Raw genomic sequence first — 12,400 nt, 5'->3', positions numbered from 1 at the left:
GGAGCATACGCATGTCGGACTCCAATGCCCGTCAAGCGCCCGGCGAGGGCAAGCGTCTCGTCGTCGGCGTGTCGCTGTTCGTGCGCGGCGCCGGCCAGTCGCTGTGGGAAAACGGTATTTTCCAGAACTGCCTGCTGCTGATCCTGCTGCTGCGCCAGTCGCCGCTCGTCGCGGATGCCGTGATGGTGAACGGCGGCGAACAGGTCGCCGATCCGCAGATGATGCTCGGCGAGTGGAACGTGCCGCTGCTGTCGATGGACGAAGCGCTCGAGCGCTGCGACGTGCTGATCGAAATGAGCGCGCAGTTCGGCGCGGACTATCTGCGTGCGTTCCGCGAGCGCGGCGGCAAGGTCGTCACGATGCGGGTCGGCAACGACTACGTGATCGACATCGAACGCGCGATGTTCGACAAGCCGTCGGGCTTCCTGTTCTCGGGCGCGCCGTACGACGCGGTGTGGACGATTCCCGAATTCGAGCGCTCGTGCCTGCACTACTACCAGACGGGGCTGCGCGCGCCGGTCACGATCGTCCCGCACATCTGGCATCCGATGCTGTTCGACAAGGCGCGCGCGACGCTCGGCGCCGGTTTGTCGTTCGGCTATCAACCGGCCAAGCCGCGCTGGCGCGTGACGATGTTCGAGCCGAACATCTGCATGGTGAAGACGAGCATCATTCCGATGCTCGTGACCGAGGAAGCGTATCGCGCGAATCCGGCATTCCTCGAATTCGTGCGCGTGTGCAACACGATCCATCTGAAGGATCACACGACGTTCGTGCACTTCGCGAAGAGCCTCGACATCGTGAACCACGGCATCACGACGTTCGAAAGCCGCTATGCGGTATACGAGTTCATGGCCGCGTACGGCGATGCGGTGGTGTCGCACACGTGGGAGAACGCGCAGAACTACCTGTATTACGAGCTGCTGTACGGCGACTATCCGCTGATCCACAACTCGCCGTTCCTCGGCAAGGCCGGGTATTTCTATCCGGATTTCGACTGCCAGGCCGGCGGCCGCGCGCTGCTGCAGGCGTTCGCCGAGCACGACGCGAACCTCGATGCCTACCGCGAGCAGTCGAAGCACGTGCTCGACTCGGTCAGCATCTACAACCCCGAGAACGTCGCGGCCTATACGGACGCGATCGCCACGCTCTATCGCGACGCATGACCGATCCTCGCCCCACGGAGCCGAGCCGATGAAACTCAATGTCGCGATAACGATCAACGTGCAGCGCGACGCGACGCAGTCGATCTGGTACAACGGCGCGAACCAGCACTGCGTCTACCTGTACATGCTGCTGAAGCAATCGCCGTTGATCGGCGAGGTCTGGCTCGCGCACGACGACGGCATCGCCGCGTATCCGCAGGCGCTGATGATGGACGCGTTCGGCGATGCGCTGCGGCCGCTGTCGGCCGTCGTTCACCAGACCGACCTGCTGATCGAGATGAACGCGTTCGTCGATCCGTCGCACACGGACGTCGTGCGCCAGCGCGGCGGCAAGTGCGTGTCGTATCGCTTCGGCAACGACTACGTGATCGCGGTCGAGACGATCAACTTCGAGAAAAACGACTGGCGGCCGAACCCGCACCGCGTGCAGTTCGACGAGATCTGGACCAATCCGCAGCACATGCATACGTGCGCCGCGTATTTCCAGGCCGTGTACCGCGCCCCGGTGATCGAGCTGCCGCATATCTGGTCGCCGTATTTCATCGAACGCAGCCTCGACGCGGACCCTGAACTGAAGGCGCGCTTCGGCTATCGCAACCACGGACCGGCCAAGCGCATCGCGTTCTTCGAGCCGAACCTGAACGTCGTGAAGAGCGCGATCGTGCCGATGCTCGCCGCGAACGCGTGCTACGTCGAGCATCCGGAACTCGTCGAGCACGTGTACATGACCAACACGTTCGACAAGAAGGAAAACGTCGCCTTCAAGCATCTCGCGCTCGGGCTCGAGATGGTGCGCGACGGCAAGGCCACCGCCGACGTGCGCGCGCCGTTCGTCGCGTGGGCCGCGCATCACACCGACATCGTCGTGTCGCACCACTGGGAAAACGGCCTGAACTACCTGCTGTACGACGCGCTATACGGCAACTACCCGCTCGTGCACAACTCGCCGTTCCTGCGCGACGTCGGCTACTACTATCCGGACTTCGAGATCTTCGATGCAGCGCGCGCGATCGCGACCGCCGCGCAGACGCACGACGCACGGCTCGACGACTACGCGGCGGCCGCCCGCCGCTGCCTGCACCAGGTCGACACGCTCGCCGAGCACAACGTTCGCGCCTATTCCACGCAGATCCAGCACCTGTTCGCTGGCCGCCCGCTCGGCTGATTGCCCGCGCACGCGCCGGTTGCGTTACGCCAGTACCCGATCGCCGCTTTGCGCGGCGAACGCGCGGCCATGCCGCCGCCCGATGCGCGCGAGCACCGCGAAACAACGGGCGGCCGACCGGCCTGCGTCGGCCGATTGCCGGACGAGGCTGTCGGATACGCCGCGCGCGATCGCCGACTCGTCGCCGCACGCGCCGGCGATGACGCCCGCGTAGTAGTGCCGGGCCGCCAGTTCGCGGCCGCCCGCGTCGAGCGGCATCATTCGCCGAATACGGCGTGCGACGCGTGTCAGACCGTCCAGATACGGCGCGACGTCGATCGGCGCATCGGCCGATTCGGCGCCCAGTTGCCGCAGCATGTCGGCCAGCTCGGCGATCGCGACCAGCTCGCGCGCATCGACCGCCTGCGTGCCCGTTCCGCCTCCGGATTTCGTCTCCGTCATGCCCACGCCCCTTTTGCGATTCGTCCCGCCCCCGACGCGCACCGCGCGCGCCGCCCTGCCCGTTTCCGCTATCACGCGGCGGCCGGCGATCGCCATGAAAAGCGAATGCCCTGCGCCCACGTGACGCCGGCATCCACGATGATCTGCCGGTCGGTCTCGCTTTCCACGCCTTCGACGACGACGTGCCGCGCACCTTCATGCGCAAACGCAATCAGCCGCCGGAACTGGTAGCGCCCGATCGCGTTGCGCTTGATCATCGACAGGATCGAGCGGTCGAGCTTCACGATGTCGGGATTGCCGACCACCAGATTGTTTAACGCGCTGAAGCCGACGCCGAAATCGTCGATCGCGATCCGGCACCCGGCCCGCCGGAAGCGGTACACGAACGACCGGCCCGCGACGGGGTTCAGCGGCCCCGTCTCCGTGATCTCGACGACCAGCCGCGCGGCCACCGACGGCTCGCGCTCGAGCCGCCTGAAAATCGCGAGCCACGCGTCGTCCACGACCGCGCTCGCCGCCGCGACGTTGCAACCGTACACGGCGCCCGGATCGGCACGCAGCGCATCGATCGTACGGCCGACCACCAGCCGGTCGAACCAGCGCATCAGGCCGAGCGCTTCGAGGCGCGGCAGGAAGACGAGCGGCGGCAGCGCATCGCGCTCGCCCCACCGCAACCGCGCCAGGCGTTCCTCGTACAGCACGCCGCCCGACAGGTCGGCGCGGCACACGGGCTCGTGCGCGAATCCGAGCCGGCTTTCGACGAAACTGCGTACCGACGCAAGGTCGGGATGATCGTCGCGCGCGCCGAACACGAGATCGATTTCGTCGCGATTCGCTTTCCGATTCGCCTCCTGGCGAGCTTCGACCGCATTCATCCGGCGCTCCGGCAAATGGCGAGCCGCCGATCGCGGCTCGACCTCAACACCCAGGCGGAACGCGCCCACCTCGACGCGCTCCGCCGCCTACCCGGCCCATCCTGTATGTCGATTTTTTCCGGGGAGCGTACTGGTCGCTTCGGCGCCGTCAAATTCGATATTTTTACGATATTCGATTACCTGAAATACACCACGCGCGCGCGATGCCGACAGTGCGACAGGTTACACAACGCGAATTACAAGGGCCTCAAATCCGAATCGCTTATATTTTTCATCCAGACCGTTTTATCCGAATCTTCTTTTCCCGGATTCGCTCGTCGCTCGAATTGGGCACCGTCAATTGATCAGATAAATACTATGCGATGAAGTACCGCCCGCGCTCGATATGTCGGTGAGAAATGCCGCTCTCCGCACGTGCCGTCTCACTCTTGATACTGCCGCCGCACGCCATTCGATCACTGCAGCATGCAATTTTCAATCTCCGTTTAATCTATAATATCAATTTCAATTATATGAAGATTATAGATTGAAACATATTTAACAATCCTTCCAACTTGTTAACCTATAAACTTGTTTTTGACGGACTTCCCTCGGAGCCGTCAATTTCGTGCCTTCGAAAACCGTCGAACCCATCCGGTTCGGCGGTTTCTTTTTTAACGGCATCATTTCGTCAGACATGAGGGCGGGACAAACCCGACGGCGGGAGGCGAGCGGAGCGCAACGACCGTGCGCCGCGGAAAACCGGCCTCAGGCGGCCGGCGCGCCGATCAGGTTCGCGAGCAGCGCGTCGTACTCGGCGACGAGCGCCGGATTCGCCGACGTGTAACGGCGAAGGATCTCGCGCTGGCGTCGCGCATACGCTTGCCAGTCGTCGTCGTGCGTATGCAGAGCGCGCAGCAGCGCATCGGCGCCCTGCTGCACGTCGTTGTCCGGATAGTAGTAGCCGAGATCGGGCGCGAGACTCGCGTTGTGCACGAGCGGATAACCCTGCCAGCACACGTCGAAATAGAAATAGTTCAGCGGGTTCGACCATTGGTGCGACACGACGATATCGGTCAGGTCGGCCAGGAACAGCGGCGTATCGAAGCGCCCGACGAAGCTCGCCTTGCCCGCGCGCACGATATCCAGGTAGTTCATCAGCATCACGAACTCGGGGCTGTCGTGCGCGAGGCGATCGGCGTTCGTCACGTGCGTGAAGCAGATCGCGTCGGGGTCGCGGCGATACGCTTCGTCGATGATCAGCATCGGATACACGCAGAACTTCACGACGTTGTGGTTCGGCTCCATCACCGTGAGCCGCTTGCCGGCCTCGCTGCGCGGCCGGTACTCGCCGTGCTCGGGCAGCGACTGCGCGCGTTCGGTCAGGAACATCGGATCCCACACGAACGGCACGACGCGCCCCGGACAGCGGCGCAGCGACTGCAGGAACGGCAGCGACGACGGCGCGATCTGCGGAATCGCCCACACCTCGTCGTAGCCGCGGTTGATGAACAGCGAATCCCACAGCCGGCGGCCGAACAGCATCGACTCCATCGCGTTGATGTACTCGACGCCGCAGCAGTAGCTGACGAGCTTCGCGCCGCGCGCTTTCAGATAGGCCGTCTGCTCGCCGTCGATCTGCCCGCCGAGCTCGATCACCACGTCGAGCGCGTCCTTCATGTCGGCGAACGCGCGCGTGTCGTACACGCTGCGATCCCACGGCAGCGCGTCGGTCAGCGGCACGTCGGTCGTGTTGACCAGCGTCACGCGGTAGCCGTGCGGCGACGCCATCAGCAGCTTCGCGAGGAACAGCGCGTTCTGCTTGATGCCGTTGATCCACAGGCTTTCGTCGGGGGCACGCAATCCGATCGTGATACCGATGCGCAGGCCGGTCAGGACAGGAGACGTCATCGTCGGCGGGATGGAAGGTTGAACGGGGATGGCTACGCGCAGTGTAGCGCGCGATGCGCCGCCCGCGTCAAGCGGCGGCAATCCGGCATTCTAGCGGAGCGCCGGCCGCACACTGTCAGGGATGGTCAGCGGCCGGCCGGGCCGCGCCAATCGGCCCGCCGGCCGGACGCAACCGGCCGTCGCATCGGTGGCCGTCGTCAGATCGCCGCGATCGTCGGCGTGACGGCCGCCGGATCGGTGATGCTCGGCTTGCCGGTTTCGACGTGACCCGCGATGCGGCGCGTCCAGCCGGCATTGCCCGCCACCGCGAACTGCAGGTCGTACCAGTGGCTGCTGCACGACAGGTCCCAGTGCGCTTCGACGCGCTGCCCGGCCGGGACCGTCAGCGTGCGCGCCGCGCCGCCGTATGCGACATCGGTTGCCGTGACCGTGAGCGGGCCGGTACCGGCATTGGCGATCGTCACGTAAACGTCGCCGTTCGCGGTGTCGTAGCACGGCGTGATTTCAGGCTTGGCAGCGCCATCCGCGGCGGACGAACCCGCGAAGCGCCGGAAATAGCCGTTCGGCCCCCACACGCTCACCAGGTAGTTGCCGTTCGCATCGAGCGCCCACGTATCGGTCAACTGCTTGCCCGCTTCGACCGTATAGCGGCGCGGCATCGCGGCCGGGTCGCCCGTGTAGACCCAGAAGTGCGCGCCCTGCGTGCCGGTATTCGCGAACGTCACCGCATAGCCTTGCGCCTGCAGCTGGCCAGTCACGTGCAATTCGTACGGCAGCGCGCGCGCCGGCCGCGTGCCGGGTTCCTGCGCGGTCACGACCTGCTGCGCGGTGCTGGCCGGCGCGGTCTGCGACGACGCGCGCGAGCATTGCAGGTCTGCCTGCGCGACATACGCCTGCGTGCTCGGCAGGGTCGGCAGCGTCGCATCCGACTTCGAGAAGTCGAGCGCCGACGTCAGGTCGCCGCAGATCGCGCGGCGCCACGGCGAGATGTTGGTCTCCATCACGCCGAAGCGCTTCTCGATGAATTGCAGCACCGACGTGTGATCGAACACCTGCGAGCACACGAAGCCGCCCTTCGACCACGGCGACACGACGAACATCGGCACGCGCGGGCCGAGGCCGTACGGCAGGTTGTCGGCCGTATAGGTACCGGCTTGCGTCGCGGTCACGACGTTGTGCCGCTCGAGCGACACGTCCACGGTGCTCATGCCCGAGCCCGGCAGCGTCGGCGCCGACGGCGGCACCACATGGTCGAAGAAGCCGTCGTTCTCGTCGTACATGATCAGCAGGACGGTCTTGCTCCACACGTCCGGATTGGACGTCAGCGCATCGAGGATCGTCGACAGGTAGTACGCGCCGTACAGCGGCGTGAACTTCGGATGCTCGGAATACGCGGCCGGCGGCAGCAGCCACGACACCTGCGGCAGCGCGTTCGCCTGCACGTCGGCTTTGAGCTGCGTGATCGGGCGCGTACTCATCCCGCGCGTCTGCAGCGACGAACCGGCCGGCGCGTTCACGAAGTTGTTGAAGCACGCGAGCATGTTCGTGCCGTAGTTGCCGGTGAAATTGTCGAACCCGGTGCCCTGCTGATAGATCTGCCACGAGATGCCGGCTTTTTCGAGCCGCTCCGGGTAGGTCGTCCAGTTGAAGGGCGGTAGCTGGACCTTGTCGAACTGGTTGTCGATGTAGTCGGTGTTATCGAGCAGCGGGCCGCCGCCCGTGCCGAGCGGGTCGACCATGCCCGTCATCAGGTACATGCGGTTCGGGTGCGTGTTGCCCGGGATCGAGCAGAAGTAGTTGTCGCACACCGTGAACGCATCCGCGAGCGCGTAGTGGAACGGGATGTCGTCGCGAACGTGATAGCCCATCGTCATGTTCGACTTCTGCACGGCCCACTGGTCCGCACGGCCGTTGTCGATCGCGCCGTGCGTCGTCGCCCACGTGTGCGGCAGGCCGCCGATACATTGCGCGTTGACGCCCGGGTTGGTCGTGTCGTAGCGAAACGGTGCGATCACGCTCGACTTGTCTTCCTGGCGCGGCTGGAACCACACCGGCTTGCCGTTCGGCAGCGTGACCGGGAAGCGATCGTTGTAGCCACGCACGCCGCTCAGGTGCCCGAGGTAGTGGTCGAACGAGCGGTTCTCCTGCATGAACACGACGATGTGCTGCACATCCTGGATCGTGCCCGTCACGGTGTTCGGCTCGATCGCCAGCGCCTTGCGGATCGATTCCGGCAGCAGTGCGGTGGCGGCGGTCGCGCCGGCGAGGCCGGCCGAGAACTTCAGAAAATCGCGTCGCGAATGGATGGCCATGCTGGTTGCTCTTGATGGGATTTCTGGTGGAAACGGCCGGTATCAGGAAGCGGGCGACGAAGCAGGCGCGGTGAAACCCGGCGGGCAGCGCATCTGCGCGGTGGCGACCACGGCGCCGCCGCACGCGGCCTTCTGCTGCGCGACGGGCGCGGCGGGTGCGGTCAGGTCGTCGTTGCAGGCGCCGAGGACGGCGCTCAGCACGACCAGGCCGACGATCGCGAAAGGCCGTAGGGCCGACGTTCGCATAACGGTTCTCCGTGAGGATGATGACGTGACGCGGACGCGAACCCGCGCCGGTCATATCGACGCCGAGATGCTATGTTCGACTTGTTACACGACGGTGTCGCGCGACAGCAGCCGACGCGCAGACAGATCCCCGCGTTGGTGCGGAAATCGCAGGTGCGCCATCGACTGGCCCTTTTTCGAGCCGCTACATCGTCCACCGCCCGGTTTCAATCGCCGCCTCCATCATTTTGATCGTGAGCGGACGCTCCAGTATTTTGTCCCTGGCGTCGGCGCTGAATGGCGACCTGAATACCGTCATCAAGAATCGACCCAATCCCAGTTTCCGGGACGGGTAATAATAATCAATGTCGAAATCGGAAATATCGACACCAAACGTTTCCGAAAATCTCCGCATCAATCTCGACATGGCCCTGTCGGAAATTTCAAGATCGATGCAGAGATCCGTGTCCTCGGTAAGCTCCAGCTCGCCCCATAGTGGCGAATCGGCCTCTTCCCGCACCATCTCTATCAGACGACCGTCCATTAAAAGCGATCCTCCTGCTTGACCAAGCCATTGTACGTGACTGTCGAGCGATACATGATGACCGATATATCGATAGCGGTAATGACCCAACCGACCACCGGTACGGCCCGCCCGACAAAGGCGCCGAGCTCCCGGGTAAATTTGATCTTGAGCAGCAGGAGACTCCTGAATGACGTTACCGTTGGCAGAATTTTGTACTTGAGTTCATAGGGCAACACCTTTCTCGATACCCTGGATGCGATCGAGGTTCCCTTGACCGCTCCGCCGAATTTCCCCCTGGTCGGCACAAACCTTTGACCCAACAAAATCATTGCGATTCCGACAGCATCATCGATACCCAACTCCTCACAGGCCACATCGATAACAATCAGGCAGAAAAGTTCTGGCGGGGTAAGGTCAATGTGAATTCCATACTTATATTTGTTCACCATCTCAGTCTTTCTCTCGGCTACATTGCGCAGGACACCGGGCCGCACATCCCGGCGGGTACGCTAACGCAGCCATGTCGCGCATGGACAGGAACGCGCAGCCGTTTCTCCAAACGAGTCTGATTTTCCGGACACCCGCGGAAGCAGCCCCGATCGCGTGCAGCCTTTCTCCACAAGACGAAGCAGTCAGTTCGTTTTGGCGAAGTAGTCCGGACCGGACCGGTTTCGATCTTTGAACAACTGTTGCAACGGGCAAACCGGTGCAAGGCAGCGCGACAGCGCATGTCGAGCGGCCGGTCACCAGCGAGAATCCCGGGATTATTCAAAAATCTGGAAGATGCGACACGCAAATTGTTTGTTTTTGTCTATGCGCGACGAGAGCGACGATCACAACACAAGAATTAGATGTCGTCCTGATGCTGGCACATCAAGTATCCGCAGCCGGACGGCGTCGGGGACGCCCGGATAATACGGGCACGATGGTCCGTGCGTGAGAGCCGGCAACGGCCCTCACACGTATGCAACTCAGCCTTCCGCCATCATCAGCAACTGCGCGCCATCAGCCACCTGGTCGCCGACGCCGTACAGCACTTCCGCGACGACGCCCGCGCTCGGCGCGCCGATCGTGTGCTCCATCTTCATCGCTTCCATCACGATCAGCGGCGTACCGGCTTCGACCTTCTGGCCCGGCTCGACCAGCACCGCGATCACCTTGCCGGGCATCGGCGCGGTCAGGCGGCCGCCGCCCTGCTCCGCGTCGCCCGCATGCGCAAGCAGGTTGCGCCATTCGAACGTCTCGGCCGCGCCCTGCGTGAACACGTGGAACGTGTCGCCGTCCGCATACACGCGGCCGCTGCTGCGCACACCGCCGAGCGTCACGTCGAAATCGAGCGGCGTGGCGCCGCGCGTCCACGCGAACGGTTGCGCGGCCGCGTCGCCGATCGCGATGCGCGTGCCGGCGCCGTCGTCCTCGTACGTGACCGTCACGTCCGCTTCGCGATCGGTCGCATGCCATTCGAGCGTGCGGCGATAGCCGCCGTTCAGCCGCCAGTCCGACAGCGAACACCACGGCGACGCACCTTCCCGCGCGGCGGCGCCACGTTCGCGTGCAAGCAGCGCGGCACATGCGAGTGCGAGCGCCCCACGCGGCGGCTGTTGCGGCGCGAACAGCGCCTCGTGGTTGCGCTCGATCAGGCCCGTGTCGAGATCGGGAATCGCGAACGGCTCGCACGCAACGATCCGCTGCAAGAACGCGGCGTTGGTGTGCAGGCCGACCACTTCGCACGCGCGCAGCGCACGCTGCATCAGGCCGAGTGCTTCCGCGCGATCCGCGCCGTGCACGATCAGCTTCGCGATCATCGGATCGTAGAACGGTGTGATCGCATCGCCTTCGCGCACGCCGCTGTCGACGCGCACCGCCGCCCCGATGTCGAATTCGACGCCTGCCGGCAGCCGCAGATGCTTCAGCGTACCCGTCGACGGCAGGAAGCCGCGCGCGGGGTTCTCCGCGTACAGGCGCGCCTCGAGCGCATGACCGTGCACGCGCAATGCTTCCTGCTTCAGCGGCAGCGGCTCGCCCGACGCGACGCGCAATTGCCATTCGACGAGATCGAGCCCCGTGACCATCTCGGTCACCGGATGCTCGACCTGCAGGCGCGTGTTCATCTCCATGAAGTAGAACGCTTCGCCCGTCATGATGAACTCGACGGTGCCCGCACCGACGTAGCCCACCGCGCGCGCGGCCGCGACGGCCGCCTCGCCCATCGCCTGGCGCACGTCCGCATGCAAACCGGGCGCCGGCGCTTCCTCGAGCACCTTCTGGTGACGACGCTGCACCGAGCAGTCGCGATCGAACAGGTAGACGGTATTGCCGTGCGTGTCGCCGAACACCTGCACTTCGACGTGGCGCGGGCGCGTCAGGTATTTCTCGATCAGCACGCGGTCGTTGCCGAAGCTGCTCGCGGCTTCGCGCTGGCACGACGCGAGCGCCGCCGGGAAATCGTCGGAGCGTTCGACCACGCGCATCCCCTTGCCGCCGCCGCCTGCGCTCGCCTTCAGCAGCACCGGGTAGCCGATCCGATCGGCTTCGCCATGCAGGTTGGCCGCGTCCTGGTCGTCGCCGTGATAGCCGGGCACGAGCGGCACGGCGGCCGCGTGCATCAGCGCCTTCGCGGCAGCCTTCGAGCCCATCGCCGCAATCGCGTCGACCGGCGGCCCGATGAACACGATGCCGGCCTCTTCGCACGCGTGCGCGAAATCTTCGTTCTCCGACAGAAAGCCGTAGCCGGGGTGAATCGCCTGCGCACCGGTCGCGCGCGCGGCTTCGATGATGCGCTCGATGCGCAGGTAGCTGTCTGCCGCGGCCGAGCCGCCGATATGCACGGCCTCGTCGCACGCGGCCACGTGTTTCGCGTTCGCATCCGCGTCGGAATAGACGGCGACGCTCGCGATCCCGAGACGTTTGCACGTCGCGGCGACGCGGCACGCGATTTCGCCGCGGTTGGCGATCAGAATCTTGTCGAACATGGCTTCGATGTCGTCCGGAAGGTTGAGGTCACGCAATCATTCACGCCACGACGGCGTGCGCTTTTCGAGGAAGGACGCGATCCCTTCGCGCGCTTCCGCGCCGGCGCGGGTCTTCGCGATCCAGTCGGCGGTCTGCTCGATCAGCGTCGCGTCGAGCGCGCGCCCGGCCACGTCGGCGACGAGCCGCTTGCACGCCTTCACGGCGTCGGGGCCGTTCGCGACGAGCGTCGCGGCCAGCTTCGCGACCGTTTCGTCGAGCGCGTCGGCCGGCACCGCGTCGTGAATGAAGCCGAGCGATGCGGCGCGCGCGCTGTCGAACACTTCGGCCGTCGTGAAGTAGCGGCGCGCCGCGCGCTCGCCCATCGCACGGATGACGTACGGCGCGATCGTCGCGGGAATCAGCCCGAGCCGCGCTTCCGACAGGCAGAACTTCGCGCCGTCCGCGGCGATCGCAATGTCGGCCGCCGCGACGAGGCCCACGCCGCCCGCATATGCGTCGCCATGCACGCGCGCGATCACCGGCTTGCCGCAGCGATAAATCGCTTCGAGCATCCGCGCGAGCTTGCGCGCATCGGCGCGGTTCTCGTCGTCCGAGTAACCGGCCATCTTCTTCATCCAGTTCAGGTCCGCGCCCGCGCAGAACGCGGCGCCTTCCGCGGCGAGCACGATCGCGCGCACGCCTGCGTGCGCATCGAGCCATTCGAACGCGGTGGTCAGCTCGGCGATCGTCGTCTCGTTGAACGCATTGCGCACGTCGGGACGCGCGAGCGTGACGGTCGCCACGCGGCCGGCTTCGCTGACCTTGATCGTTTCGTATCGCATCGGTCG

Annotated in this window: 11 protein-coding genes; 2 read left to right on the top strand and 9 right to left on the bottom strand. The window is 64.9% G+C overall.

The window, feature by feature from the left end:
• Nucleotides 1-11: 11 nt before the first annotated feature.
• Nucleotides 12-1,166, top strand: coding sequence for a DUF2827 domain-containing protein (locus HWX55_RS00380; RefSeq protein WP_175973082.1), 1,155 nt, complete (start codon nucleotides 12-14; stop codon nucleotides 1,164-1,166).
• Between the two features lie 28 nt (nucleotides 1,167-1,194).
• The gene (locus HWX55_RS00375; protein WP_175973080.1) at nucleotides 1,195-2,331 is read left to right on the top strand and encodes a DUF2827 family protein; all 1,137 of its coding nucleotides are present in this window, start codon (nucleotides 1,195-1,197) and stop codon (nucleotides 2,329-2,331) included.
• 24 nt (nucleotides 2,332-2,355) lie between these two features.
• On the opposite strand, the gene HWX55_RS00370 is transcribed toward HWX55_RS00375, so the two are convergent.
• From HWX55_RS00370 to HWX55_RS00330, 9 genes are all read right to left on the bottom strand, one after another.
• Entirely contained in the window at nucleotides 2,356-2,772 is a 417-nt protein-coding gene (locus HWX55_RS00370; RefSeq protein ID WP_175973078.1) for a hypothetical protein, read from the bottom strand.
• Between the two features lie 71 nt (nucleotides 2,773-2,843).
• Nucleotides 2,844-3,647 carry an EAL domain-containing protein gene (locus HWX55_RS00365; protein WP_050016204.1) on the bottom strand — a complete coding sequence of 268 codons (804 nt, stop codon included), beginning with the start codon at nucleotides 3,645-3,647 and terminating at the stop codon, nucleotides 2,844-2,846.
• A gap of 747 nt (nucleotides 3,648-4,394) precedes the next feature.
• A complete protein-coding gene (locus HWX55_RS00360) occupies nucleotides 4,395-5,537 on the bottom strand; it encodes a DUF2827 domain-containing protein (protein ID WP_175973076.1) in 1,143 nt (380 codons plus the stop codon).
• 197 nt (nucleotides 5,538-5,734) lie between these two features.
• On the bottom strand, nucleotides 5,735-7,849 hold the full coding sequence (locus tag HWX55_RS00355; protein ID WP_175973074.1) for a phospholipase C, phosphocholine-specific: 2,115 nt from the start codon (nucleotides 7,847-7,849) through the stop codon (nucleotides 5,735-5,737).
• A 42-nt stretch (nucleotides 7,850-7,891) separates the two neighbouring features.
• Nucleotides 7,892-8,095 (bottom strand): hypothetical protein, encoded by a 204-nt coding sequence (locus HWX55_RS00350; RefSeq protein ID WP_175973072.1) that lies wholly within the window; start codon nucleotides 8,093-8,095, stop codon nucleotides 7,892-7,894.
• 184 nt (nucleotides 8,096-8,279) lie between these two features.
• Nucleotides 8,280-8,618: a DUF1493 family protein gene (locus tag HWX55_RS00345; protein ID WP_124504464.1), complete on the bottom strand. Its 339-nt coding sequence runs from the start codon at nucleotides 8,616-8,618 to the stop codon at nucleotides 8,280-8,282.
• Nucleotides 8,618-9,049: an STM2901 family protein gene (locus HWX55_RS00340; RefSeq protein WP_175973070.1), complete on the bottom strand. Its 432-nt coding sequence runs from the start codon at nucleotides 9,047-9,049 to the stop codon at nucleotides 8,618-8,620. Before HWX55_RS00340 ends, HWX55_RS00345 begins: the two co-directional genes overlap by 1 nt.
• Before the next feature lie 522 nt (nucleotides 9,050-9,571).
• Nucleotides 9,572-11,572 (bottom strand): acetyl/propionyl/methylcrotonyl-CoA carboxylase subunit alpha, encoded by a 2,001-nt coding sequence (locus HWX55_RS00335; protein ID WP_175973068.1) that lies wholly within the window; start codon nucleotides 11,570-11,572, stop codon nucleotides 9,572-9,574.
• A 36-nt stretch (nucleotides 11,573-11,608) separates the two neighbouring features.
• Nucleotides 11,609-12,394, bottom strand: a complete 786-nt coding sequence (locus HWX55_RS00330; RefSeq protein WP_175973066.1) for an enoyl-CoA hydratase/isomerase family protein — start codon at nucleotides 12,392-12,394, stop codon at nucleotides 11,609-11,611.
• Nucleotides 12,395-12,400 lie beyond the last annotated feature (6 nt).

The organism is Burkholderia sp. BCC1047 (genome assembly GCF_902833155.1).
GTDB lineage: Bacteria > Pseudomonadota > Gammaproteobacteria > Burkholderiales > Burkholderiaceae > Burkholderia > Burkholderia sola.
This window is presented reverse-complemented; position numbering and strand designations above follow the sequence as displayed.

What these genes read in the sequence shown, in the direction of transcription:
- HWX55_RS00380 (WP_175973082.1), top strand. Translation starts at nt 12, where the DNA reads ATGTCGGACTCCAATGCCCGTCAAGCGCCCGGCGAGGGCAAGCGTCTC.
- HWX55_RS00375 (WP_175973080.1), top strand. Translation starts at nt 1,195, where the DNA reads ATGAAACTCAATGTCGCGATAACGATCAACGTGCAGCGCGACGCGACG.
- HWX55_RS00370 (WP_175973078.1), bottom strand. Translation starts at nt 2,772, where the DNA reads ATGACGGAGACGAAATCCGGAGGCGGAACGGGCACGCAGGCGGTCGAT.
- HWX55_RS00365 (WP_050016204.1), bottom strand. Translation starts at nt 3,647, where the DNA reads ATGAATGCGGTCGAAGCTCGCCAGGAGGCGAATCGGAAAGCGAATCGC.
- HWX55_RS00360 (WP_175973076.1), bottom strand. Translation starts at nt 5,537, where the DNA reads ATGACGTCTCCTGTCCTGACCGGCCTGCGCATCGGTATCACGATCGGA.
- HWX55_RS00355 (WP_175973074.1), bottom strand. Translation starts at nt 7,849, where the DNA reads ATGGCCATCCATTCGCGACGCGATTTTCTGAAGTTCTCGGCCGGCCTC.
- HWX55_RS00350 (WP_175973072.1), bottom strand. Translation starts at nt 8,095, where the DNA reads ATGCGAACGTCGGCCCTACGGCCTTTCGCGATCGTCGGCCTGGTCGTG.
- HWX55_RS00345 (WP_124504464.1), bottom strand. Translation starts at nt 8,618, where the DNA reads ATGGACGGTCGTCTGATAGAGATGGTGCGGGAAGAGGCCGATTCGCCA.
- HWX55_RS00340 (WP_175973070.1), bottom strand. Translation starts at nt 9,049, where the DNA reads ATGGTGAACAAATATAAGTATGGAATTCACATTGACCTTACCCCGCCA.
- HWX55_RS00335 (WP_175973068.1), bottom strand. Translation starts at nt 11,572, where the DNA reads ATGTTCGACAAGATTCTGATCGCCAACCGCGGCGAAATCGCGTGCCGC.
- HWX55_RS00330 (WP_175973066.1), bottom strand. Translation starts at nt 12,394, where the DNA reads ATGCGATACGAAACGATCAAGGTCAGCGAAGCCGGCCGCGTGGCGACC.